Below are 26,852 nucleotides of genomic sequence, written 5' to 3'. Positions count from 1 at the left end.
AAACAATTGCAGACTGCTTAATCAATAAGGGTTTCCGCTTTTCTTAGTGCCATTCAGTGCTGAAAGCTTTCGCCTCACCCTTCCCTTCATTGTTCAATAGCTTTAAAAGCTGTAGTCCTTATCCTGCATACCTTTCCGCTTTTCTTAGTGCCATTCGAGTAAAGATTACTTGACGTTGATCCTCAGAAATTTCCCAAGATTCAGCTAATACTGGCTCTACCTCTGCTGTGATGCCATTTTCCCTGACTAATGCCTCATTCATAAAGCGGACAACGCCATAGGGAGAGTCAGTCAAGGCATAATTAAAAGTAGTTGGTTCCCGTGAAGACACTAAGACCAATTGAGAAGTTGGTGTTGCATCAATTTTCGGCAGGATGAAGCTGCGAGCACCAATGATGAACAACAGACTACACAAAGCCAGAGAAACAACTAGGCGGTGAGGTTGAAAAAGATTCACGAAATGTCGAAGCCAAACCAGCGAGAAGATACTAGTAATCATAATTAATTAATTAATTAATTGGCTTATTCCCACAGCAGTACTGCTGGCAGCACTTCTGGGTACGCCAGCCGTAACAACTGATAGCCAATTCCCGCCGTTCCCTGGAAAAACCCAGGATTGAACAAGGAATTAGGCAAGTTATTAAACAGTTGGTACGCACTTATTTTATCTGCTTGTGTTACCACCCAAGCTGTCTTTTTCTGAGCAATTTCTAGCAACTGGGGACGAGATAGTTTTTGGGCTGCTACCAATAAAACTTCTATACGGCCAAAATTGCCGCAACAAAGATGGTCTATACCTTGCAAACCATACTTCTGAGTTGTCTGTAATGCAATTTCTATATCTTGATATATTTCATTTCTTTGATATATTGACAAAATGCCCAAGCGTGACAGTGCAATACCAGGAGCGCCATGACACCAAGTAACCATAAATTTAGGTTGGTGTTGGCGCAAATCAGGCCAGTTCGCGGCGGCGGTTGAAAAAACACTGCGTTCATAGGCAATTCCCTCCTCAGCCGCTTGTAAATAAGCTTGGTTTTTGGTGACATCATAAAGCCGCAATAAAGCATATGCAATCCCGGATGCTCCATGTGAAAAACCTGTCAATGGCTTTTGAGCTATGGTTTTCCAGGCTTTGGGTTGCTCATCTTCGCTGACGCGGTGGGTAAGCAAATGCTGACCGCACTCATTAGCTTGGTCTAAAATTTTTCCATCACCGATTTGCTGATAAAGTGACAATAATCCTAAAATTGCTCCTGCTGCTCCCCCGATAACATCTAGTTGTTGGTCGGCTGCAATGAGTTCTGGTGTAATTAATTTAGCAGCTAACTGGGCATCTTCTAAAAGTCCTGGATTTGCTAAAAATTGGCTAATTTTGGCTAAAGAATAAATAATCGAGCCAATTCCTGTTCCACCACCTATTCCCATGCGTCGAGCAAATTTTTGCGTGAATAAATCATTGGATGTCTGCAATACTGTCCGCAAAGATTGTAAAGCATCCACAGCCAAGTGACCCCAATGACTATTATCTGTGACATGAGCAATAGCCGCCAAAAATAAAGCTACACCACAACTACCATCGTAGAGACTAAAACCCAAAGGCTGGAATTGGAAACGTTCAGCATTGGGTACATAACCGAAGCCAATCCAGTTGACATTACCAGCAGTATCACGCAGACATCTTGCTTCAATTTCAGAAGCGATCGCTTCTGCTTTCTGGAGTAATTCACAAGAAGTTAAAGGAGCAGTTTGTGAGAAATCAGATAATAAGTTGGGTTTTGATGCTTCTTCAGCAACAGAAGTTTGTACCACTCTGGCATAAAAAGAACCCCGGACAATTCCTATTTGGCTAGCTAAATCTGTTTGATTGAGGTTTTGTAAACGCTTGAGAAATTGGTTATAGCTTGGTTGTTTAAAATATTTTTCTAATGGTTGCTTTAGCCCAATGTTTAGAGCATCACTGCTACAAGATGCACCAAAGTAGGGAATATCGAACTGTTCCAAAGCTTGAATTTCTGATTGCAAAATTGCCCAAGCCAGAGGTTTTTGTTCAGATGTCAGACAAGTTTGACAAACGATATCTAGTTCAATACTACGCTCAATTCCAGAACGTAAAAATTCTGGAGCCAACGTCTTTTCTAAAAGTAGGTGATAAAAATTAGTAGGGCGAAAAATATATCGTATCTGCTGGGTTTGTAATAATGTCAGAAAGTTATGATTTGCTAGTAATGCTTGTCGGCGATCGCTCAAAAATTCATACATTTGCCTAAACCCCGTGACGATTTCTTCTAAGTAATCGTTCGGTGAAAGAGCAACTCCATGTAATATGGGTACATTTGCCTGAACATCTAACTCAACTTTCTCATACGCCAAATGCATTTCATCCGTATTGACAGCTTTCCAGCGCGGAACTCGCCAAGGTGCTTGCTGGGGATTCACACTACCCATTGCACTAATATCGTAAGCAACTCGTTTATCTGCGCCAAAGTCCCAACGAGGCAAAAGTCCAGTCCGCAACACAGAATCCTGAAACTGTTGCTCAATTTCAGTCATTTCTGCGATGGATTGCACCGAACCTTCTATGGGATTGGCTTGTGGGTGCAAGAGAGTTTCCGCATCAATCAACACCGGATGTTCACCGCTAGCAATTAAATTCTCGTAATGACAATCATTTCCCCCCAGAACATACAATAAACACAACAGCATCCCAGCACGCTGATAAAATCGTTGCGCTGCTGCTTCATCTTCGCACGGCTGTTGTTTTACATAATCCAAAACCCAACCATAGGTATGGCAATCTAGTAATCTAATAACTTGAAACGGTAAAGGTGCGCTCTGCTGATTACACCAATTTAATAACTGGTTATAGATGACTTCTAAACCTAAATTTTTGGGTTTGTAAACTAACTTTTGTCCAGATGTAAAAGTGAAAATTAAGACAGAACGACCGCGATTGTGAAAGTCTGAAAGAGAACCAGATATCTCTGTAATTTTTCCCAAATAATTTTCAGTAACATTTAAAATAGATTCAATTTTAGCTTTGTCAGTTTGCAAGCGTTGGATAAATTCTGCTGTTGCTTCCACCCAAAAATCAACAGTAGTTGCTATTAGTCTACCCAAAACTGCATATTGCTGAAAAAATGTTAATAAGCCATCGTGGAGGAGTTTATTAACAAAATTAATATAGTATTGTTTAGTAGGATTGTTTGATTGTGCCTCTGCTAATAAATTCAATTTTTCTAGCATCAAATTGAGCAGATTATAATTATCGGGACGAAAAGTATTAAATTCCAATTGTAGGGTTTTGGCACTGAGATTTACTAACCTCTTTAGTAAACTGCACTCTAGTTGTTGGTAAGCTTTTTCCGAAAGTAGTTTTAATGGTAAGCAATCTGATGATAATGATACCTCTCCCAAACTAGTGAGTAATTTCTGTCGTCCTACTAAGATAGCAGGAAGCCATATATCAGCAAAAGGTAACGGCTTTTCATCGTTAATAAGGAATTGCAAATTTTCTGAAGCTACTTCATTCAAATGCCATTCGGCAGAAGTTTGTATAATTTTTCTTAAAGTTTCTGCCCAGGTTGGAAGCGGCTCTGATTCTGTTAAATTTACACTCGATAATACAGAACGAACTGTATCAATATCTAATCCATCCCATTGCAATCGCTTGTGGAAATTTTCCCAATTACCTGAAGCAACAACTTCACACCAATGCTCTAAAAATTTATTGTTTGTTTGTTGTTCGTTAATTAATACGGAACTTTTATTGAGGCGTTCTGATAAAGAACTTGCTTGAGAAATAATATGTGCTAAGTTTTCATTTATCATTATTCATATCCTGGCATAATATCCCAAAATTAAATTATTCCATTTGGAGTGAGAACCAGCACAATTAAAGGCAACATTTCAACTTATCTGCTAACACTTGGACATGAGGTTCAGATAGCATCGTCACATGATCGCCGGGTACTTCATGGATTTCTATCGGTTGAGTTGTTAATTCACCCCAACCCAAAGCAGGTTTTTGAAAGCTTTGAGCAAATACACCTCCAGAATCTTCTGCTACCATCTCAGAGGCACGTAGGAGGGTAATTTTACCGGAATATACCTGCGGTACGTAATTGATTAAGGCTTGGTGGCTGGCTTTTTGAACTTCTATGATGCGGCGAATCATATTACGTCCAGCGTCGGGAGGAATGAGATTAACTCGTCTCAATTTTTCTAAAAAGTAGTTGAATTGGGCTTCTGGTTCTAGTTGCTGGAGTTCTGTGTAGTCAACTGATATTTTTTTACCAAAAAAGCGTTCTAGAACTTGCGATCGCTTCACTAACCACCGAGCATCATCTATGGGTTCTATAACTCCCGCGTGAATTGGTGCTGGTGTATCTATAATGACCAACAAGCCTATCTCTTGTCCTTGCTGTTGGAGTTGTTGAGCCATTTCAAAAGCCACTAGTCCACCAAAGGAGTGACCGCCCAAAAAGTATGGGCCGACAGGCTGGAAAGCTTGTATAGCTTCGATATAATAACTGGCTAATTCGGGGATCTCGGTATAAGGCTGTTGTTGTCCTTCTACTCCTGGTGCTTGCAACGCATAAAGTGGTTGTTCTGGACTGAGATAACGCCCTAAAGCGATGTATCCCAGAACGTTACCACCGATTGGGTGAGCGCAAAATAAAGGAGGCTGGGAACCTGCGGTTTGAATACCTACTAGGGGAGACCAAGGACGCTCAGAGATGTTGGAGCGGAGAATAATCGCTAGTTTTTCAATTGTCCCACCTTGGAAAAGAGTTGATAGGGGTAATTCCCGCCGGAACTGTTGCTGAATCAAAGCCATGAGACGCACTGCTAGTAAGGAATGACCACCAATGTCAAAGAAATTATCTGTCACACCAATAGGACGAAGGTTGAGAACTTCTTCCCAAATCTGCGCTAGTTCTAGTTCTAAGCTGTCGCGGGGAGTAACAAAGGTTTCTGGGTTGAGACTTCTATCGGGGGTAGGAAGTGCTTTGCGGTCTACCTTACCGTTTGGTGTCAGAGGTAGAGTTTCTAGGATCATCAGTGCGGAAGGTACCATGTAATCTGGCAAGTGTTTTTTAAGATAGTCCTTTAGTTGTTGCTGATTAATTGTGATGTTATTTCGAGGAACGATATAAGCTACTAAACGCTTATTAGAATTATCTTCGTAGGCTGTGACAACGCAGGTTAGTACATCTGGGTGCTGGCGCAGTATCGTTTCGATTTCCCCTAGTTCGATGCGGAAACCTCGAATTTTCACTTGATGGTCAATGCGACCAAGAAATTCTATATTGCCATCTGGCAGATAACGAGCCAAGTCGCCAGTTTTATATAAACGCTCCTGTGAGTCCTGAGTAAACGGATTGGGAATAAATTTCTCCTCGGCTAAGTCTGGACGGTTAAGGTAGCCACGGGCAAGTCCAATACCGCCAATGTATAGTTCTCCTGGTACGCCGATGGGAACGGGTTGGAGATGACGATCTAGAATATAAACTTGGGTATTAGCGATCGCACGACCGATAGACGGTTGATTTTGGGTATCGCTGCATTCGCCAATGGTGGCACAGACGGTTGTTTCGGTCGGCCCGTAGGCATTAAAGAAGCGACGACCAGCAGCCCAGCACGCCACGATATCGGCAGAACAAGCTTCCCCAGCAACGATGATTGTCTGTAAATCTGGCAATTCTTCAGCAGGTAGTACTGCTAGGACAGATGGTGGTAGGGTGAGCGTTGTGATGGCGCGATCGCGCAACAACCGCAATAAGTTTGTACCAGGCAGTAAATCATCAGTGGTTGCTAAACATAGTGTTGCTCCTGCTACCAAAGCCATGAAAATTTCACTGACCGAAGCATCAAAGCTGAGGGAAGCAAACTGAAGGACACGGCTATCAGGTTGAACGTTGAAAGCTTGAATTTGTGCTGTGGCTAGGTTACACAATCCTCGATGTTCTAGAAGCACTCCTTTGGGCTTACCTGTAGAGCCGGATGTATAAATTATGTAGGCTAGATTATCAGGCGTAACAACTTGCGTCGGGTTAATATCGCTGTGTCGGGCAATAAATTCCCATTCTCGATCTAGGTGAACTACAGTTGTTCTTTCTCCTGGTTGAATGTCTAATGATTTTTGGGTGAGCAATACCGACAATCTGGCATCTTCCATCATGAAAGTTAAGCGTTCTTTGGGATAGCCAGGGTCTAGGGGTACATAAACACTACCGATTTTGAGAATGGCTAAAATGCTGACAATTGTTTTGGGCGCTCGTTCTATGCAAACTCCTACCCGCATTTCTGGTTTGATAGCGATCGCCCGCAGATAGTTAGCTAGTTGATTGGCTTGGGCGTTTAACTCTTGATAGGTAATTGTAGAGTCGTTGAAAATTAACGCGTTCGCGGAGCGTGCGTTTAACGCAATCGCTTCTGGGGTGCGCTCAACTTGAGCCTCAAATAACTGATGAACGCAGACATCAGCAGGATAATCTGTTTGAGTATTGTTCCATTCGGATAGTAATTGATGACGTTCTGCTGGTGTCAATAAAGGCAACTCATCCAATCGCTGTTGTGGATTTGTAACAATGCCTTCTAACAAAGTTTGCAAATGAGACAACATCCGGGTAATTGTAGCGGCATCATACAGTTCTTTTTTATACTCCAAGCACCCCGTCAATCCTACATCGCTTTCTTTAAAAGACAAGGTTAAATCTAATTTGGCTGTGCCGTTATCTATCGGCTGAGAACTCAAGGTTAAGTTAGAAAGTCTCAATTCTGTTTTGGGCGCATTGTAGAAAGCAAACCCAACTTGAAATAGTGGCGAGTGAGTCAGGTGGCGTTCTGGCTGTAGTTCTTCCACCAACTTCTCAAAGGGCAAGTCTTGGTAGTTGTATGCTTCCAGCGCTACTTCTCGCACTTGTTCTAACAGCGTCAAAAAAGTTGGGTTGCCGGAAAAATCTGTTCGTAGCACCAAGGTATTGACAAAACAGCCAATTAATGGTTCGATTTCCGGTTGGTTGCGACCTGCTGTAGCTGTACCTACTAGTAAATCTTCTTGTCCTGTGTAACGGTAAAGTAAGGTTTTAAATGCTGCCAGCAACAACATAAACAGAGTTACCCCTTGCTGCTGGCTCAATTTCTTCAGCCCCTCTGTGAGAGTTTTGGGCAATGTTAGCTGTTGCTTTGCTCCTTGAAAATTTGGCAATGATGGACGTGGGCGATGCCTACGGCGAGCTTCGCTAACGCTAGGTAACTGTAACAACGGCAAATCACCACCTAGTTTCTGTTTCCAGTAATTCAGCTGGGTGGTTAGCACTTCACCCTGTAACCACTGTCGCTGCCAAATTGCAAAGTCTACATATTGGATCGGTAATTCAGGAAGTGTATTCTTGATACTACAAGAATTTGCCTCATAAAGTGTGCCTAATTCTTCAATCAGCACACCCATAGACCAAGCATCAAAGATAATGTGATGAACGGTCAAAATTAATACATAATGCAATTCATCTAATTGCAGCAGAGTCGCCCGCAACAAAGGCCCTGTAGATAAATCAAAGGGTTGTTGTGCTTCTTTGGTTGCTAGTCGCGTCACTTCTGCTTGCTGATGTTCTTTTGGCAGATGGCTAAGATCCACCTGATTAAGCCTTAAGGTAAAGTTGAGAGCAATAACTTGCATTAGCTCTCCATCTACTACCTGAAAGGTGGTGCGGCAGATTTCGTGACGACGAATAATTTCGTTCAGGCTTTGCTCTAGTGCTGCTACGTTGAGTAATCCCTGGATTTCCACTGCTCCAGAAATATTGTATGCGGGGTTGTGAGGGTGCAAATGGTCGAGAAACCACAACCGTTGTTGAGCAAAGGAAAGAGGAAGTTTGCCATTCCGTGAGGTGGGTAGTAATGGTTGAGAAGTTGCAGGAGTGAGAAAGTTGAGGATTTCTGCTTTTCGCTCTGATAACTCGGCTTTGAGAGCAGGGGTAAGGGTTCCTTGGGGGGCGCTATAACGGAGGCGGTCGCCTTCCACCCAAAGATTGATATTGAGCTGACGCAGATCGGACAAAAACTCGATGGTGGTCATAATTCTCCCTCCTCCAATGCGCCGTCAATCTGAAATTGCGAAACTAGGGGTCTTTGTTTTGCCCAACGCAGAGTTTCGATGCTTTCGGCTTGGGTGGCTAATGTTGGTGAATCAAAGAGCGATCGCAAAGGCAATTCTACTTGAAAGGCTTTGCCTATACGAGATACAAGCTGAGTAGCGTTGAGGGAATGTCCGCCTAATTCAAAAAAGTTGTCGTTTAATCCTACGCGATTAAGATTCAGAACTTGTCCCCAGATTTGCGCCAATTGCGTTTCGATGGGTGTGCGGGGTGGTACAAAAGTTCGGTTTTGTTGGCGGTTGGGTGCAGGAAGCGATCGCCTATCAACTTTACCACTGATGGTTCTCGGCAAAACTTCCATAACTACAAATACCGAAGGTATCATCGATTCGGGTAGAGATTCTAATAAAAAATCTCTCAATTTACCTGATTCAAGTTCTTCTTTCAGTACAACATAAGCACACAGGTATTTATTACCGTTTGCATCATCTCTATCTACAACAACTACATCGTTAATCAATGAATGTAACCGCAGTTGATTTTCAATTTCTCCTAATTCTATTCTCACGCCTCTAATTTTTACTTGTCCATCTCGACGACCCAAACATTCAAAATTTCCATCTTCTAAAATGCGACCTAAATCACCTGTTTTATAAACAATATCATCGGGATTATCACTAAAAGGATTGGGAATAAAAACTTTATTAATTAACTCAGGTTGCTGATAATATCCCCATGTGCGATAGGGAGTCCGAACATAAATTTCACCCACCATTCCCGGAGGACAAACTTTTCCTCGTTCATCAACTACTAAAGCCGCCGCTCCCTCCATTGGTTTGCCAATGGGAATAAATCGCCGTTGACTATCAGTAGGTTTGACGAAATAAAAGAACTTTGTCATTGTCGTTTCCGAAGCGCCGTAAAGATTGACTAACTGAATCCTCTCACCATAAACCTCCATCCATCGGCTAACATCCGCAGGTAGCAGGGGTTCTCCAGATAAAAGAATATACTGTAAAGATGAAAATCTTTTTGGATGTAAATCTTCATTCAAGATAGAACGAAATAAAGAAGGCACACAATGAATAAGATTAATTTGCTGTTTATCTATCCACTCAATTAACTTTCTGGCATCAAGAATAGTATCAATTTCTTCCGGTATACAAACTACTCCACCAGAACATAAAGGCACAAAGATATCTCGTAAAAAAGCATCAAAAGTAGGAGTTATTAATTGACTAACTCTAGTACCTTCTGTAATACCTAATGTTGTAATTTCCCAATTAATAAAATGAGAAATAGCCTTCAGCCGTCCTGCTATTCCTTTTGGCTTTCCCGTCGAACCAGAGGTAAAGTATAAGTAGCACATATCGTCTGGTTCTACTTGAATATTCGGCTTATTTACCTGATTATATTTTGGATAATTATCAAAAATTGCATTTTCGTCCAGACAAATAACTTGCGACTGTAAAAACTCTGCTATTTTACCATTACTAATTTTCGTGAATCCTGTTGCATCAACAATCAACCATTGTGGAGTCGCTTCGGAAAGTATAGTATTAATTCGGTGTTCAGGTAAATCAGTAACTAGCGGTATAAAGACACAGCCTGCTTTTAAAATACCGATAATTGCAATAATAAATTTCACAGAATCTTGCGCTAAAATCGCCACCATCGAGCCTTTACTAGCACCATGTTCAATGAGAAAATTTGCTAACTTATTGGACTGAGTTTCAATTTCGCTGTATGTGAATTTTTTTTCGCCGCAATCAATAGCAATATTGTTGCTATGTTTTTCAGCAGTTTGACTAAACCAATCTTGGATATAAATTTGATAATTCATAAGATTTTTAATTATATTTACCTACTGTTTGGGGGACATTTAAATCTGGTGAAAATATTTGCGAGAAAAATTTAAAAGCAGCAATTGTATTTGGTAAATCAGTATACTCTTGGAGAATTGACATACTCCATAGTTCTTCAGCAATAATCATCAACGGATCTAAAAAAATATTTTCTTCTTGCTTATTGGGAATTTTTCTAAAAGTTTTATTTAATAAATGAATTTCAGTGCAACCCGCAATCATTTTTTGAACATTATACTTGGTTTTTAAAGTATCTAAAATAGGAATGCACTTTTGATATTCACCGTTAATTTTTAGATAATAAATCATTTTATGAATTAAATTTTGGTCATTTGCATTAGGTAAGATAATATAATCTTGAGCAAACTCCCAGAGAATATGTTTTTGAAATATTCCTAGTTTTTGTGTTCCAGTTGAGCAAATTAATAGATGCTTTTGTTGTCGTTCTAAAATTTTTTTAAAAATGATATCTACTAAAGAAATAATTTTATCTCTTAATTCGTAAGGTAGTTTAGGGAATAAGTAATGAGATGTTATGCAACAGATGACAATTTTTGAAACATCTAATTCGCACAATTGATATAAGGCTGCTATTAAATTAGTAAGTAAAATTTCATATTCTCCCCTCAACAAAGCTTCTGTACGGTCAGGAAATGTAGGATCAGAATAAACAATAACTTTAGGAGATTGTTGTTCGCGTTGACCTAAAATATTATATTCATAAATTGTCCTTAAAAATTCAGCTGATGCTAAAGGCCCCATACCACCTAAAACACCTAATATTTCCCTCTTGTGATTATTTTTCATTTTGTCAGTAAACCTTCCTTATATGTTTAAATAAATTGAATACCATTAATTAATGTCAGGCATTTTAAATTCTTGCAAAAATACCCCAAAAGTTAGGGGTATGATTAACAAGTCCATGTCAAAGGGAAGATTGAGGTGAAAGCCATCTTGTAGATATCTGTTTTTGAGATTATTGATAGTGACTGGGTTAAAATAACCTTGCTTTTTAATTAAATCACTGGATAAGATATCATTGATATATTCGATATTTTGTTTTAATAAATTGGGGCTTCCTGGTGCATGAAAAGCAAATTTTTCCCGTTCAATGATTTCTGGGGGAAGAAAGTCTTTTGCTGATTGTTTAAGAATATATTTTTCTTGTAAATTATTCAGTTTTAAATGTGGTGGTATTTCTTTGGTAAATTCAACTAAATTAATATCTAAAAATGGATATCGCGCTTCCACAGAGTTAGCTAAAGCCATGCGATCGCCATGATCAGCAACCAAGTGGTCTGATAACCTTAATTTAAAATCAAGATAAGACCTTTGATGAATAAAATGCCTATTTCGGAGTTTATCTTGATTAACTAATTCAAAATTAAGACAGTCAAATTCGCTAAATCTTTCGTTAATTTCTGAAGAATATAAAGCTAACTTTGTTTCTCGATAAGAATATAAATCTCTTTCATAAAAAATATTTTCATCTCCCCATACCTTAAGCCGTAACTCATCTTCTAATACAGATTCTAAACTATAATCTCTTTGATTATTTCGTAATTGTTCCAAACGGTAGCCGACATAACCTGCAAATAGTTCGTCGGCTCCTTCTCCTGTTAACACAGCTTTAATATGATTATTTCTGGCACAATTAGAAAGAGCCAAAGAAGCTGTATTATAGGTTTCTTTGAGCGGACATTCAGAATGATAAATTGCTTTGACTAAGCCATCACTAATTTGATGCCAATCAAACCAAGTATCATGATGAATAAAGTTTAGTTTTTTGAAGAGAATTTCTCGGTATTTTGACTCACATATATTTTTATCTGTAAAGCCAATAGAAAAAGAATGTGTATCAATTTCTGGGCGTATTTTATTGACTATAGCTGCAATTAATGAAGAATCTAAACCACCACTAACATATACTCCCACAGGAACATCAGCGTGTAACCGATACTTCACCGATTGGATCAAAAGCTCTTGTAATTTTTCTGTATAATAACTTTCTGGTTGGATAGAAGCAGTTTCATTAAGTTGCGGATAATTTAAATCCCAATATTCTGTAACTTTTACTTGAGAATCTTTAATTAGAAGATAATGACCGCTCTTTAAACTGTTTATATCTTTAAACATAGTTCGCGGACTTATTAATCCGGGAAATGTAAGGATTTGATCTAAACCCACTAAGTCAACTTCACGCTTAACTAACGGATGTGCTAAGATTGCTTTGATTTCTGAGCCAAAAATCAAAAATTTATCCACAATTGTATAAAACAGTGGACAAATTCCCATTTGATCTCTAGCTAAAATTAATTGTTGTTCTTGATAATCATAAAGAGCAAAGGCAAATTGACCATTGAGTTGATTTAAAAAATCTAGCCCATATTCTTCATAAAGGTGAATCAAAACTTCTACATCTGTATTGGTGCGAAATTTATGACCTTTTTTAATTAATTTATCTTTTAATTCTAGATAGTTAAATATTTCTCCATTACATATCAAAACAATTGTTTTATCTTCGTTGTATAGCGGTTGATTACCACCTGCTAAATCAATTAAACTTAATCGACGAAAGCCTAAGCCTAAATTTTCTTTAATCAAATATCCCGATGAATCCGGCCCTCGATGAATTAATGTATCAGCCATATCTTCCAGAATTTTCTTTTCTGGAATGCGCTCTTTAGAAATATCAAAATATCCAGAAATGCCACACATAATATGTTATTTTACTCCAGATAAATATTGAAACTATTAACTAGTATTTGACTTTCTACTGCTGTATTGTCAGTAGTTAGGGAAATATGCGATAGAGGATAGCCTGCATTGACTGGAATATTTTCCAGTACAGACTGAAGTTGTTTTAATATCCGGCAAATAGTTGCAGCATCAAATTTTTTTGGGAAATAATCAATTCTCATTAACAGTTCTGAACCTGGTTCTACTGTCAAACTCAGTTGATAATTTGTTTCAAAAAAGAAACGCACATCGAGCATTTTTAATCTACCGCTTTGCTCTTTTAAGGAAACATCAATTGGGTAATTTTCAAAGGTGATAAAGCTATTAAATAAGGGTGTTCCTCTGGGTATCTCACTCCATTCTTGAATCTGTACTAATGAGCTATGCTGATATTGAAGCATCTGTGTTTGTTGCTGTTGTAATTGCTGCAACCAAGAAAGTAGGGAAACATGAGGCGAGACTTGCACCCGCATTGGTAAGGTATTGATTAATAGTCCCACCATCGCCTCAACTCCTGGCAATTCTGCTGGACGGCCAGAGACAGTAATCCCAAATACTACGTCTTCTTCACCACTGTATCGACTCAACAATAAAGCCCAAGCGCCTTGAATGAGAGTATTGAGCGTGAGATGATGCTGTCTAGCAAAAAATTGTAGGGTTGATGTCACCTCAGCTGAAAGATAAATTTGCTCCTGACTATATCCCTGCTCATGGTTAGGTAAACTACCTGACTCTACCCCCAACTGAGTTGGAGAATGTAGTCCCCTCAGCAACCGCCGCCAGAAAGTTTCCGCCTCGCGCCAGTCTTGCTTTTTTAACCAGGCGATATAGTCTCGATAAGGATGGCTGGTTTTGAGGTCTAAATTATGGCCTTCACACAAAGCTTCGTAAAAAGTGAAAACCTCTTTGAGAATAATAGAATTGCACCAACCATCTAGTATTAAATGATGATGAGTCCAGATGAGTTGATGAGTATCTGTAGCAGTTTGGATCAACGCCAATCGCATTGGCGGCGTTTGATCAAGGGAAAAACTTTGGTGCAAATCTGCCTGGAGATAAGCTGATAATAGTTGTTCTTGTTCCCAAGAAGGCAAGTGACACCAGTTTTGGATCTGCCAAGATATCTCTGTCTGCTGTAGTACAACTTGGAGTGGTTCGGCTAAGTCTTGCCAAATAAAGATGGTTCGTAAACTAGGATGTCGATTGACTACCTGTTGCCATGCTTGCTGAAGAGCTTGAATATGTAATTTCCCCTGTAAGGTAAAAATCTTTTGCTGGAAGTACATTCTAGAATTTGGGGCATACAAGCTGTGAAAGAGTAAGCCTTGTTGTAGAGGTGAGAGACAATAAATATCTGCGAGCGCAAATTTGCTGCTGAGTTGATCTAGTTGTTGCTGGTTCAAATTAGCTAACGGGAAATCAGAAGGTGTGTAACCTCCACGCGTCGCCAAGCAATGAGCAATAATTTGTTGGAGTGTGGCTAAAAAACTCTCTGCCAAGTTCTCAATTGTCCATCGCCTGTGGACATTTTCGCTATAAGTCCAATTGAGTTGTAGTTTGCTGTCGAGAACGATCGCATCAATGGCGATTAAATGCGATCGCTTTCCTTGCAGACTCCGCTCAGATTTCATAGACTCTTGGATTATACGGAATGGTGTGGATTGTGGTAGCACTTGATCAAACCGTCCCAGATAATTAAAGCTCACTTCAGCTTCTGGAAAAGCTTGGAGTTGTTTAGTAATTTCTGGGTTACTACTGAGATAGCGTAGCAAACCATAGCCGATACCCCGGTGAGGAATCCGGCGCAATTGTTCTTTCACCGATTTCACAACCCAGCCAATAGCCTGAGATTTTTTGCCATTCTCAACACCAGTTTCTGCTTCTGGGGATAAGTCCAGCACAACGGGGAAATGGCTAGTAAACCAACCAATGGTGCGTGACACATCAATATCATCAAAAAGTGCCTCCCGCCCGTGTCCTTCTAACTCCACCAATAAAGTGTTTTCTCCAGTCCACTCTCTAAAAGTTAATGCTAAAGCTGTTAATAATAAATCGTTAATTTGGGTTTTATAGATGGCGGGAACTTCTTGCAACAAAGCTTGGGTATCAGCCACACTCAGGGAGACTGAGACGCTACGGGTAGAAGCAACGGTGTTAGGCTGTCCAGAATTATCTCTGGGTAAGGGGGAGACTGGACGCAAACTGCTGTTGAGCCAATAATCTAATTCTTGCTGAAGTTCTGTAGACTGAGCATACACATTCAAACGTTCTGCCCAATGCTGGAAAGAAGTCGTTTTGGCGGGAAGTTGGATAGCTGCACCCTGACTCAACTTTTGATAAGCTTTGTGGAAATCCTCTAACCAGATGCGCCAAGAAATCCCATCCATGACGAGATGATGAATGATAATCGCTAAACGCCCTGGTTGATTAGCACCAGGATTAAACAAAGCCATTCGCATCAAGGTTGTTGACAAATTCAGCTTTGTCTGCATTTGGGCAACTTCTGCCTCTATAGCCTTGGCTTGCTCTGGTGCGGGGAGATTTGATAAATCTATGTGGGACAGTGATACACTGCCATCATTGGCGTGAATTTGCTGCCAACCTGCTTCTACTCGCGCAAACCGCAGGCGCAAGGCATCGTGATGTTGGATTAAGTGTTGTATAATTTGCTCCAACCAGTTGGGGTTTAAATTTGGTGGAGTTTCCAGCAGCATCGACATATTCCAGTGATGCAGTTCAGGCAAATTTTGCTCGAAGAACCAATGCTGAATCGGTGTCAGAGGCACTTCACCAGTTACCAAACTCTGCTCTATTTGAAGTTTAGATGTCTTAGTTGCTACTGCGATCAACTGGGCGATCGTGTGATGGTGAAATAGCTGCATCGGGGTCAGACAAAGCCCTACTTCCTTGGCTCTGGCGACAATCTGAATGCTGAGAATGGAGTCTCCGCCCAACTCAAAGAAGTTGTCTTGCACTCCCACTCGCTTGACACCCAAAACTTCCGCCCAGATATCAGCTAATAGTTTTTCTTCTAAAGTTCGAGGTGCAATGAAGGATGCTTCTAATTCGGGGCGTGTCCAGTCTGGTGGTGGGAGGGCGCGACGATCCAGCTTACCGTTCAGCATGAGTGGCAAAGCGTCCAGCATGACAAAACTAGAAGGCAGCATATAGTCAGGTAGTTTATTCTGCAAAAAGCTACGGAGTTCATTAGTTGTCAATGCTGGCTCTGGATCAGGGACGATGTAGGCAACTAGACGCTTTTCACCTCGTTCATCATCGAGGGCGATCGCTACAGTTTCTCTGACTGCTGGGTGTTGTCGTAGTGCTGTGTCTATTTCCCCTAACTCAATGCGGAAGCCGCGAATTTTCACTTGATGGTCAATCCGTCCCAGGAACTCTATATTTCCATCACTAAGATAACGTGCTAAATCTCCGGTTTTGTATAGTCTCTCTGCTTCCCCTGCCTCCTGCCCTCTGCCTTCTATAAAAGGATTTGGTATAAATTTCTCTTTGGTTAACTCTGGGCGGTTAAAGTATCCCCGCGCTAAATTCGCACCACCAATGTATAATTCCCCAGATACGCCAATGGGAACAGGTTGCAAATGCTCATCTAAAAGGAAGATTTGGGTATTTGCCAAAGGTCGTCCGAGAGGAACCGTCGCTGAATAATCATCTCTTTGACAGCCTTCACTGATTTCTTCCTTCTGCCGTCTGCCTTCTGCCATCTGCCTTTCTACCTGATAAGTCAGCACGCCCACAGTAGCTTCTGTAGGGCCATAGTGATTAAGGATGCTACAGTCAGGAGCTAAGGCTTGCACTTTCTCAACTAAATCCCAGCTACAGCTTTCACCGCCCAGGATTAAGCAGCGACGGGGTAGAATTTGGGCAGGGTGTTGGCCAGAACTCAGTAAAGCTTGCAGGTGGGTAGGAACAATTTTGATAAAGTCGATACCGCCGTGGTAACGAAAATAATCAGCGATCGCATCTGCATCAGATACTCGTTCTGAGGAAATTATATGCAGACAGCCACCTGTACATAGAGCAGGAAATATAACTGTATTGCCTAAATCTGCGGCAAAACTAGAAATTAAGGCATAGCTGGGATTTCTGGAAATATCTAGTCGCTTTAGAATCCCATTGAGATAGTTGAACATTTGCTGATGCTCAACTGCAACTCCTTTAGGCTTACCTGTAGAGCCAGAGGTGTAGAGTACATAAATTAAATTTTCTGGGCTGACTTCACTAACCAAGTTTTCATTACTTTTTTGGGTTATGACATCCCAATCTGCATCTAGGCAAACCACACGCGCTTTGTGTTGAGAGAGATTCCCAGCTAATTCAGCATTAGTCAGCACTACTGTTACTTGGGTATCTTCTAAAATGAACGATTGGCGTTCCTTTGGTAGTTGGGGATCGAGTGGTATGTATGCACCACCTGCTTTGAGGATAGCTAGTAAAGAGATGATTATTTCTAGAGAACGCTCTAAATAAATTGCCACCAGCACTTCTGGTCCTACGCCCAAATCTTGTAAATAACGTGCCAGTTGATTAGCACTAGCGTTGAGTTGAGCATAAGTTAATTTCTGATTCTCAAATACAACAGCAAAATTATTTGGCGTGCTTTTAACTTGTTGTTCAAACAGTTGATGTATGCATTGATTTTTTGAGTAATTAGTTTCTGTATTGTTGAACTGAAATAATAATTTTTGTCGTTCCAACTCACTAAGAATTTCTAACTTACTGATTGTACAACACGGATTTTCAATAGCACTTTCTAATAATATCTGAAATTGTCCTGCCCAGCGTTTTATATCCTCTGCTTGCAATAAACTGGAGTCGTAGTAAAATTCTATAATTAATTCGTTATTTTTTTTGAGTAAACAACAAAGATTTAATTTAAATTTATCAATATAACTAAACTGCTGATAAATATAAAAAACGATATTATCTGAAACCCACTTTTCTGGTTCCTCTGCAAAATCAAAACTTATGGGGAAGTAAGATATATTTTCACAAGGACTATTTAATAAACTTACTTCATCCCAACTAAAATAATTCTGCCACTTGTATTGCTTGGTTACAGATTCATGAATCTGCTGTAAAACTTCTAAAAATTGTAAATTTGCTGCTAAATGAGAATAAATTGGTAAATATCTGGTAAATAATCCTAATGATTGTTGTAATTCTTCATATTGCCGTCCATCGTATGCTGTGCCGACAATCATGTTTGATTGTCCTGTTAACCGCCACAGCCAAATGTGCCAGATAGTTTGTAGGAATACTGATATTGATGTTTCATATTGCCATGCGAGTGTTTCTAACTTCGCAACCGTATATGCATCAATAGTGATGGCAAATGATTTTGGTTGAAATTTTCTAGATTTAACTGATTGTTTTTCTCCTGGTAATTTAAAATTAAAAACAGAAGAAATATCTTGCTTTTTCCAATAATCTCGCCCTAATTTCGTATCCTCTGCTGCCAATAATTCATATTGCCATTCAGAATAATCAACATACTGCATTGGTTCTTGCTGAAGTTGTTCTCTTGGTAAACCTTGATAGTAATAACTAATTTCATGTACCAAGTTCTTCAGGGTTACACTATCTGCACACAAAGACGGTAAACTGAGTATCAATAAATGCTTTTGCGGCGACAAAATAATCAGCAATACATCCAAATTTTGAGCTTGGGTAAAATCAACATGCAATTGGCTGAACTTTTGCCAAATTGCTGCAATTTTAGCTTCCTGTTCTAATGGAGTTAAAGTACTCAAGTCTTGGTGAGAAATTGGTAGTACTTTACTGTCGTTTATGACTTGAAAAGGGATAATTTCATCGGGTGAGCTTTTGAATGTGGTACGCAAAATCTCATGGCGATTAATGACAGTATGTAAAGCAATTTCGAGAGTCTTGATATCGAGAATTCCCTCAATAAAAATAGCGCCTTGAGTCCGGTAAGGTAAGCATCGCTCACTTTGTTGCAACAACCACAGATGCTTTTGCTGAGTTGAAAGTCGAAAAAACTCAATCATTTCCTCTTGCCTAACTACATCTTGTTCAAGTCACAGCAAAACTAGTTAACTCCAATAGAGGAATTTTTGCTCATCTTTAGACATTGCTAAGAAGCCGCCAATAGTAATTCTTGTTGTGTCACCCTTAACATCAGTGATTTGATGCACTATATTGCCACCGTGAAAAACAATCATATCTCCGATATCGGGGGTAATATATGTTTTTGAATAACTCTCTAAATCTAAATCTTTAGTGAAAGTCATAGATTGATTTTCTGACAGATCGTAAAGTAGCAAATCTCCGCCTTCTTCAGCTTTTTCGATGACTATAAAATAGCTGAGAGCATTGACCATTTTCGCAATTTTATTCAAATGATTATAGTATGGCTTATCCAGAAAATCATTGTTTTTATGGGCAGTCATTCCTCCTCGATTTGGATAGACAAATCTGACAGTAGCTGGAGTATAAAGCAGCTCGTCATTTTCCCTTGCTAACTCAACTTTTCTTCCTCCTGACATTTTATTTAAAATTCTTTCAACTCTGGCTTCAAAGCTTATATTAAAAAGTTTATTTAACTTGTTTCTAAAGCTATCCGCACTTGTGAAATATCTTTCTAGATCACTACCTGCTGCCATCAAAACACAGCCTAGTGTTGTCCCGTATCTTACGGTTTCTAGGTCATTTTTTTCATTTTCAAGTTTTTGCTTTACTTCTAACATTTCTGCTTTAGAAAAAACTTCTTTCAGGAGCATTCCATCAATTTCACCTTGATAAATTTGATTAATCCCATCTGGATAATCACTGGCTAATTCAGCATCAAAAGTTAGCCATTTATTTGTTATTAATTCTATCTTTGCAGTTTTTGTATTCATCTCGTTTTACTATTTGCCTCTTGTTGGGTATTTTTAGCTACAATAATTTTAAATTAGATATATAATTTTTCCATCTTTTATCAACTCCAGTAGAAGATTTTTTGATCATCTTTAGAGATAGCTAAAAATCCCCCGATAGTAATTCTCGTTTTTCGCCCTTCCACATCTGGTGTCACTTGATGCAAGATATTTCCTCCTCGAAAAAGAATCATATCACCGATGTTTGTGTTTATAATTTTTTTTGGGCATTTTTCTAAATCTAAATCCTTAATTCGGGTCTCAGACTGCTCTACTGGCACATCATAAAGTACTAAATCTCCACCTTTTTCTGGCGTATCTACAATAATAAAATAGCTGAGAGAATTTACCATCTTGGCAACTTTATTCAAGTATTGATAGGATGGCTGTACCAAAAACTCATTATCTCTATGTAAACCAATTCCCCCACGATTTGGATGTAAAAATCTGAATGTAGCTGGTGTGTAAATTCGCTCGTCATTTTCTCTAGCTAATTCAACTTTCCTCCCACCTGACATCTGACTTAAAGTTGCTTCAACTCTCGCTTCAAAATTTGTGTTAAAAAGTCTCTTTAACTCAGACCTGAAGTTAGCTGCTGTTCTTAAATATTTATCAATCTTACCGCTGGCTGCTGCTAGAACATAGCCAAGTGTTGTACCATATCCTACAGCTTCTAATTGATAATTTTTGTTTTCCAGTTTATGGGTTACTGCTAACATTTCTGCTTGAGAAAAAATCCCTTTTAGCAGTATTCCATCGATTTTGCCTTGATAAATTTCATTAATACCATCGGAATAATTCTTAGTTGACTCAGCATCAAAAGTCAACCAATTGTTAATCGTTATTTCCACTTGAGTAGCATTTCTATTCATATGGCTTTTTTTTCGTCTGTACTTTAGCTGATGTTCTCTACTAAGTGCGATGGCGTTCCGTCCACCGTAGGCGATCGCCTAAAATCTGCAATGATTTGTAGACACAAACTTTCCAGCTTTAGTTAACTCCAATAAAATACTTTTTCGTCATCTTTTGATAAAGCAACAAATCCACCTATACTAATGCGACTATTTTGACCTTTGATATCGGCCACTTTATGCCATATGGGGCCACCGTGGAAAAGCACCATATCACCAATTTCAGGGCTTATATATCTTTTTTCGCACTTTTCAAAAGCTGAATTTTTAACTAAATATTCCAAATCTTTGTTGGCTGCTTCTGCTGGCAAATCATAAACTATTAAGTCTCCCCCTTGTTCCGGTTTATCAATTATTAAAAAATAACTCAGATGTTCATATAATCTAGTTATTTCCCGTAAGTAATCAAATGGTGGATGATGAAGATTTTGACTACCTTTATGAATGATAAGTCCGCCCTTATTTGGTTCCATAAATCTAATTTGGGCTGGTGCATAAGTTTGATTATTTTCTGAGGCTATCTCTACTTTTCTTCCTCCTGATATCTTGCTTAATAAAGTTTCAACTCTGGCTTCATAACCAGTTGCAAAAATTTTGTTTAATTCAGTTCTATATACTGCTACATCCTGGAAGTATTTTACTGGATTACTTACTTTTTCTACTAAAACTGTGCCAAAAGTTTCACCGTATTTTACCTGATTCCGTAAATTTTTGCTATTTTTAAGTTGATGTTTAGCATTTAGCATTTCTTCTTGAGTGAAGACTTGCTTAATCAGCATCCCATCAAATTCACCTTTGCAAATCTGGTTAACTCCGTCTGGATAATTGTCGATGGATTTAGCTTCAACTGTCAGCCACAAATCATTTTTAATGTATGTCATTGTTTATCAATGAGAGTTTGTATTTTTTTACACTTAACTGCCATATGTAGCCAATTAAACAAAAATATTAAGGAATTACTATAATTTGGATGATCTTAATTAGCCTTTCGGTTACATCTTTATCATGATTACCTTGCTGATATCAAGGACAGTTAAGACAGTTAAGAAATGATTTACTGGACAGTTAAGACAGTTAAGACATTTAAGACAGTTAAGACAGTTAAGACATTTAACTCATCCCTTGGGTTTTTGATTTTTAATTATTTTGTATATATGGGAGTCTGGTTTGATTTTTGGAAAAATACGTAGGGTGTGTTAGCGATAGCGTAACGCACTTCATCATAGGGCATGGTGCGTTACTTGATAATTTGTAAGATGTAAAATTCCTTCAATACAGCATTTAACCCTTGATCAGCATGGGTTACGCTACGCTAATCCATCCTACGTTTAATTAAACTCACTTAACTTAAGCAAAAATTTATTGATTATTATTTAAGTTTAATATCTTGTGTTACTGCAATCTTCTATACCTCTACCGTAGGCGATGATTGATTTAAGAATGTAAACTTTTATACTTATATTTAATTATTTTTGTTCTTAACTGTCTTAACTGTCCAGTAAATCATTTTTTAACTGTCTTAACTGTCCTTGATATCAGCAAGGTAATCATGATAAAGATGTAACCGAAAGGCTAATTAATCTATCTAAAATCCAAAACTATTAATTTCTGGTAGCTGCCAGATTTATTTGTGAAATTTTTGGAAATTTGGGTAAAAGCCAACACTACGAACAGTCATGAAATTGGAGTAACAAAATGTCCATATCAAAATTTACTGAGTTTATGAAGATGATGGCGACAGAAGATGGACAGATGGCTATGCAACCAACAACACAAAGTGGTCAAGATTTAGCCAGAGCTTTCAGCGAACTTAAAGACGTTAATGGAGAAGCCAAAGTGGAAGGTGCAGTAAAGAAACTTGCTGCATTTGCTCAACATAAAGGCTTTGATGTTTCGGAAGGAGATGTGCAGACCTATCTCGATTCTCTGAAAGTCCAATATGAAATGAATCCAATGATTGCTGCAATGATGGATAGCTATTGTAGCAGCACTTGTCATATCGGTAGTGCAGTTGGTGAGAATTAAAATTTTGCTTCTGGATATCTAATCTGAAATTTGATACATCTCAGATGTTCAAAAAATAAGCTGGGATGTATCTACATAAGCTTTCTTTCACAAGAGGAGGCACAAAACTTGTATTTGGTAAAATCATGATTCAGTCACCTGTAGCTAAGTCCCTATATAATTTTGTAGAGTTGGATGTTAGTGAAATTAGGAAGTACCCAGAGGGAATTAAAAATATTTGCGATCGCCAAATTCATGGTGTGGTTGTCAAGAATTTCTTTTCCCAAGAAAATATATCCAAAGTCGTCAGTCAACTAACGCGCAAAGGCCCATTTCCCGGATCACCTTTCGGCGATATTCTTATTTATGGCCCAGCATTATATGTATGCGATGCCGATATAACTCAATATTGCAACGAAGCTGTTGGTTTTCGTAAATATTGCCGCCAACTCTTCAGTCAAGGAACTGATTTTGAGACTCGACTAACAGAAGTTCTCAGCGCCATGTCTGGTGGTCGTCCGGTGGAACTTCCTGTGACTAACGACGGTTACGCCTATACTCCAACTACAATTCGAGTTTTAGAGCCAGGTCAAGATATGGGCTGGCACTTTGAAAATCAGTTTCTGCATTGCACACCTGGCTATCGTCACTTGGAAACCATAGTCGAACCAGATGATCATCTTAGCTATTTTGTGGTTCTCAGTTCTGCTGAAACTGGGGGCGAGTTGGTTCTCTATGATTTAGAGTGGTCAGAAACAGAGTGGCCCGATAAAGAACACGGCGGAACTAGGAAAAATGGTCTAGTCAACGGTAAACTGATCGCCTCAGTCATGGAAGACTACGACAAAATGTATGTCAGGCCTGAAGCTGGTTCTCTAGTGGTGTTTGATGCAGGTAGAATTTTGCATCGTGTTTCTGCTGTTGAAGGTTCTCGTCGTCGCATTACCGTTGGCGGATTTCTGGCTTTTTCTAAGCATCGGGAAAAACTTTTCTACTGGAGTTAGCAGGTTAATAAGGCAATAATGTCATGGAATTTTCTACTCTAGTAGATGTTTTGCGAAAAAGAGCGCAGCATCAGCCTGACAAGAAAGCTTACACCTTTCTTAAGGATGGAGAAATAGAGGCAGATACTTTCAGTTATCAGGAATTAGAACGTTCGGCACAGGCGATCGCAGCTCAACTCCAAAGTTATAACGCCATCGGTCAACGCGCCTTACTACTATATCCACCAGGTTTAGAATTTATTGCTGCCTTTTTCGGATGTCTCTTAGCTGGGGTTGTAGCTGTTCCTGTTTATCCTCCCCGCGCTAATCAATCAATATCTAGACTGTGGGCGATCGCCAAAGATGCAGAAGCGACTTTTGCCCTCACAACTACATCCGTCTTAGCTAATAGTCAGCATTGGTTAACTCAGTTGCAGTGGCTAACCACCGATGGAATCAATCCAAACATGGCATCATCATGGCAGCAACCGATTATCCATCCTGACACCCTCGCATTACTCCAGTACACCTCTGGTTCTACAGGCACTCCTAAAGGCGTGATGGTAAGTCACAGCAATTTACTATCCAACTGTGCAGACCTCGATCTGGGATGGAACCACACAGCCGAAAGTACCATTGTCACGTGGCTACCAACCTTTCACGATATGGGGCTAATCTATGGAGTCATCGAACCCTTATATAAAGGATGTTCTTGCTACATGATGCCTCCTGTGGCATTTTTGTATAAACCAGTACGATGGTTGCAGGCAATTTCCACCTATAAAGGCACTCATACAGGCGCTCCAAATTTCGCCTACGATTTGTGTGTACGTAAAATTACACCAGAGCAAAAAGCTAACCTAAATCTGAGTAGCTGGCGGATGGCTTTAAATGGTGCCGAACCAGTTAGAGCAGATGTGCTGCAACGCTTTACCGAAACCTTTCAACCCTGTGGATTTGATTTAACTGCCTTCTGTCCTGGTTATGGTTTAGCTGAAGCTACCTTGAAAGTAGCGGCTGTGCGGCAACAAGATTCGCCTGTGTTTTTGCAAGTTGATGCAGACGAACTCGCACAAAATCGGGTAGTAGAGGCGACACCAGACCAAGAGAATATACAGACCTTAGTTGGATGTGGATATAGCGAGATTGATACAGAAATTGTGATCGCTGATCCTGAAACCTTCACTCAATGCCAAGATTCAGAAATAGGGGAAATTTGGGTATCAGGTTCCACCGTGGCTCAAGGTTACTGGAAAAACCCAGAACAAACAAAGCAAATTTTTCAAGCCACCCTCAAAGGAGATACTTCCAGACATTTTTTGCGTACTGGTGACTTAGGCTTCCTTAAAGATGGCGAATTATTCGTTACAGGGCGACTGAAAGATATCATCATCATTCAAGGACGTAATCATTATCCCCAAGACATTGAACTAACAGTAGAGAAAAGTCATCCAGCATTGCGTCCCAGTTGTGGGGCTGCCTTTGCAGTGGAATTTAAGGATGAACAACAATTGGTAGTAGTTCAAGAAATAGAGAGGAGTTATCTGCGACGGCTAAATATAGATGAAGTTATCGGTAACATCCGCCAAGCAGTATCCATAGAACATGAAATTAGAGTTCATACTGTTGTTTTAGTAAAAACCGGAACTATTCCTAAAACATCTAGTGGCAAGATTCAGCGTCAGACTTGTCGCCAAAAATTTTTGCATCACACACTGGATTTATTGACTCCAGAAAAAGCCCAAAAATTAACAGCAATATTATAAAAAAGAGATAAATTTATGTTAAATCAAGCTCAGGTTAAACATTTTCAAGATAAAGGATGGGTTGGCCCAGTGGATATTTTTTCGGCAGCAGAAATTACTGCCGTCCAACAATGTCTAGAGACTAATAGCCGCAAAATCAAAGAGGCAGATAATCAAGAAATTATCACCTTTTATAATAATGTGCTTAATTTAGAAACACCCCGCGATCATCATCTATTTCATCAACCAATAGCAGAATTATTTAAAAATCCTCAATTAATTCAAAGATTAAACCAAATTGCTGGAGAAAATTTATTACTCTGGTATACTAATGTCTTTTGTAAAATGCCCGGACAAGGAGAAATCAAATGGCATCAAGCAAAAGAATTTTATACATCTAGTGATATTGATTTTGAAAAGAAAACTTTAGTGTATTCTCAAGATGAAGACCCAATAAATTTAACCGTATGGGTGGCACTTGAAGATGCAGATTTAGAAAACGGTTGTATGCGTTTTGCTAATGGTTCACATCAGCAAATATTTAAAATCTTAAAAGGTAGTGTTCCGGCATCTGAAGGTGTGTTTGCTGGTATCAGCGCCCATAAAACAGTTTGGCAAAAAGAACAGCAATACTCCCTTTCTTATGAATTTGATGAAAATGACTGGCAAGTAGAAGCAGTACCAGTCAAAGCTGGACAAGCGATTATCTTCACTGAAAGTACAATGCATTGTTCGCTGCCCAATCGCTCAAATCGTCGTCGTCTAGCAATTATTGGGCGTTACGTGCGTCCGAGTACTCAAGTTTATCCCTATCGCTGGCAAGGCGATTTCATTGATGAAAATGCACATAATATTAAAAGGCATTTTTGTATTTTAGTTTCAGGACGCGATGATTATAAACATAATCTAGTTAGAGATGGGCATGATTTAGATGAAACTGAAGTAGAATTTCAACTCATGTCTAATTTAGTACGTTTTCATCACGTAAATATCCCTGAAGGTAAACTACAACTAGAGATTTATGGTTTAGAAAAACAGGCATTAGAAGGAGATTGTCAAGAACAAGAACCCAACCCAATTTTGCATCCCCGCAAATACATTCAGTGGCAAGCTTGGAATCAATATCAAGGTATGAATTCTACTGAAGCGATGAAGCGGTATAACCAATTAGTAGCAACTCTACCACGCAAAGATATTAAAGATTCAATTAGCACAACTAATATAGGAACCGTAAATCAGGAACTGTTAAAAGCGGCAGATATTCAAGCTTGGTTAATCGCCTATTTAGCTGAACTTTTGGAAATGCAGCCAAATGAAATCGAGGTAAAAATTCCTTTTCAACGTTATGGTTTGTCATCAGCAGAAGGAACTGTTTTGATTGGGGATTTAGAAGCTTGGGTAGGATATCAACTTGTACCTACTTTAGTTTATGAATATCCTACAATTGAAGCTTTATCTGAGCATATAGCAGAAGAATTGCAAGTCCTAGCTTGAAAAGAAGGCAGAAGGAAGCCTTCAACTCTTACTCTCTGCGTCTCTGCGCCTCTGCGTGAAATAAATTCATCCATCTTGATGTTGTGATAGTTCAGAACTAAAGGTCT

14 protein-coding genes are annotated in these 26,852 nt (G+C 39.2%); 4 read left to right on the top strand and 10 right to left on the bottom strand.

All coding sequences use genetic code 11. From position 1 onward, the window contains the following. Window positions 1-118: 118 nt before the first annotated feature. From ACM0OT_RS17860 to ACM0OT_RS17815, 10 genes are all read right to left on the bottom strand, one after another. Window positions 119-457: a hypothetical protein gene (locus ACM0OT_RS17860; RefSeq protein WP_414565766.1), complete on the bottom strand. Its 339-nt coding sequence runs from the start codon at window positions 455-457 to the stop codon at window positions 119-121. A 65-nt stretch (window positions 458-522) separates the two neighbouring features. Next, window positions 523-3,831 (bottom strand): type 2 lanthipeptide synthetase LanM family protein, encoded by a 3,309-nt coding sequence (locus tag ACM0OT_RS17855; RefSeq protein ID WP_414565765.1) that lies wholly within the window; start codon window positions 3,829-3,831, stop codon window positions 523-525. A gap of 64 nt (window positions 3,832-3,895) precedes the next feature. Then, the gene (locus tag ACM0OT_RS17850; RefSeq protein WP_414565764.1) at window positions 3,896-8,083 is read right to left on the bottom strand and encodes an amino acid adenylation domain-containing protein; all 4,188 of its coding nucleotides are present in this window, start codon (window positions 8,081-8,083) and stop codon (window positions 3,896-3,898) included. Then, a complete protein-coding gene (locus ACM0OT_RS17845; protein ID WP_414565763.1) occupies window positions 8,080-9,945 on the bottom strand; it encodes a non-ribosomal peptide synthetase in 1,866 nt (621 codons plus the stop codon). Before ACM0OT_RS17845 ends, ACM0OT_RS17850 begins: the two co-directional genes overlap by 4 nt. A 7-nt stretch (window positions 9,946-9,952) precedes the next feature. Continuing rightward, complete coding sequence (locus tag ACM0OT_RS17840) at window positions 9,953-10,774, bottom strand: aspartate/glutamate racemase family protein (protein WP_414565762.1); 822 nt, start codon at window positions 10,772-10,774, stop codon at window positions 9,953-9,955. A gap of 45 nt (window positions 10,775-10,819) precedes the next feature. Continuing rightward, a complete protein-coding gene (asnB, locus tag ACM0OT_RS17835) occupies window positions 10,820-12,685 on the bottom strand; it encodes an asparagine synthase (glutamine-hydrolyzing) (RefSeq protein WP_414565761.1) in 1,866 nt (621 codons plus the stop codon). Between the two features lie 11 nt (window positions 12,686-12,696). After that, window positions 12,697-18,738, bottom strand: a complete 6,042-nt coding sequence (locus ACM0OT_RS17830; RefSeq protein WP_414565760.1) for an amino acid adenylation domain-containing protein — start codon at window positions 18,736-18,738, stop codon at window positions 12,697-12,699. A gap of 45 nt (window positions 18,739-18,783) precedes the next feature. Next, window positions 18,784-19,590, bottom strand: a complete 807-nt coding sequence (locus tag ACM0OT_RS17825; RefSeq protein WP_414565759.1) for a hypothetical protein — start codon at window positions 19,588-19,590, stop codon at window positions 18,784-18,786. Window positions 19,591-19,670: 80 nt separating this feature from the next. Then, window positions 19,671-20,480, bottom strand: coding sequence for a 2OG-Fe(II) oxygenase (locus ACM0OT_RS17820; RefSeq protein ID WP_414565758.1), 810 nt, complete (start codon window positions 20,478-20,480; stop codon window positions 19,671-19,673). A 122-nt stretch (window positions 20,481-20,602) separates the two neighbouring features. Then, the gene (locus tag ACM0OT_RS17815; protein ID WP_414565757.1) at window positions 20,603-21,400 is read right to left on the bottom strand and encodes a 2OG-Fe(II) oxygenase; all 798 of its coding nucleotides are present in this window, start codon (window positions 21,398-21,400) and stop codon (window positions 20,603-20,605) included. Window positions 21,401-22,214: 814 nt separating this feature from the next. On the opposite strand from ACM0OT_RS17815, the gene ACM0OT_RS17810 reads away from it, so the two are divergent. From ACM0OT_RS17810 to ACM0OT_RS17795, 4 genes are all read left to right on the top strand, one after another. Continuing rightward, the gene (locus ACM0OT_RS17810) at window positions 22,215-22,544 is read left to right on the top strand and encodes a hypothetical protein (RefSeq protein WP_414565756.1); all 330 of its coding nucleotides are present in this window, start codon (window positions 22,215-22,217) and stop codon (window positions 22,542-22,544) included. A 125-nt stretch (window positions 22,545-22,669) separates the two neighbouring features. Continuing rightward, the gene (locus ACM0OT_RS17805; protein ID WP_414565755.1) at window positions 22,670-23,527 is read left to right on the top strand and encodes a hypothetical protein; all 858 of its coding nucleotides are present in this window, start codon (window positions 22,670-22,672) and stop codon (window positions 23,525-23,527) included. 23 nt (window positions 23,528-23,550) lie between these two features. Then, window positions 23,551-25,272: a fatty acyl-AMP ligase gene (locus tag ACM0OT_RS17800; protein WP_414565754.1), complete on the top strand. Its 1,722-nt coding sequence runs from the start codon at window positions 23,551-23,553 to the stop codon at window positions 25,270-25,272. Between the two features lie 15 nt (window positions 25,273-25,287). Beyond that, window positions 25,288-26,745, top strand: coding sequence for an acyl-CoA-binding protein (locus ACM0OT_RS17795; RefSeq protein WP_414565753.1), 1,458 nt, complete (start codon window positions 25,288-25,290; stop codon window positions 26,743-26,745). Window positions 26,746-26,852 lie beyond the last annotated feature (107 nt).

It is taken from the genome of Anabaena sp. CCY 9613 (assembly GCF_963920895.1).
Classification (GTDB): Bacteria; Cyanobacteriota; Cyanobacteriia; order Cyanobacteriales; family Nostocaceae; genus Cyanocohniella.
This window is presented reverse-complemented; position numbering and strand designations above follow the sequence as displayed.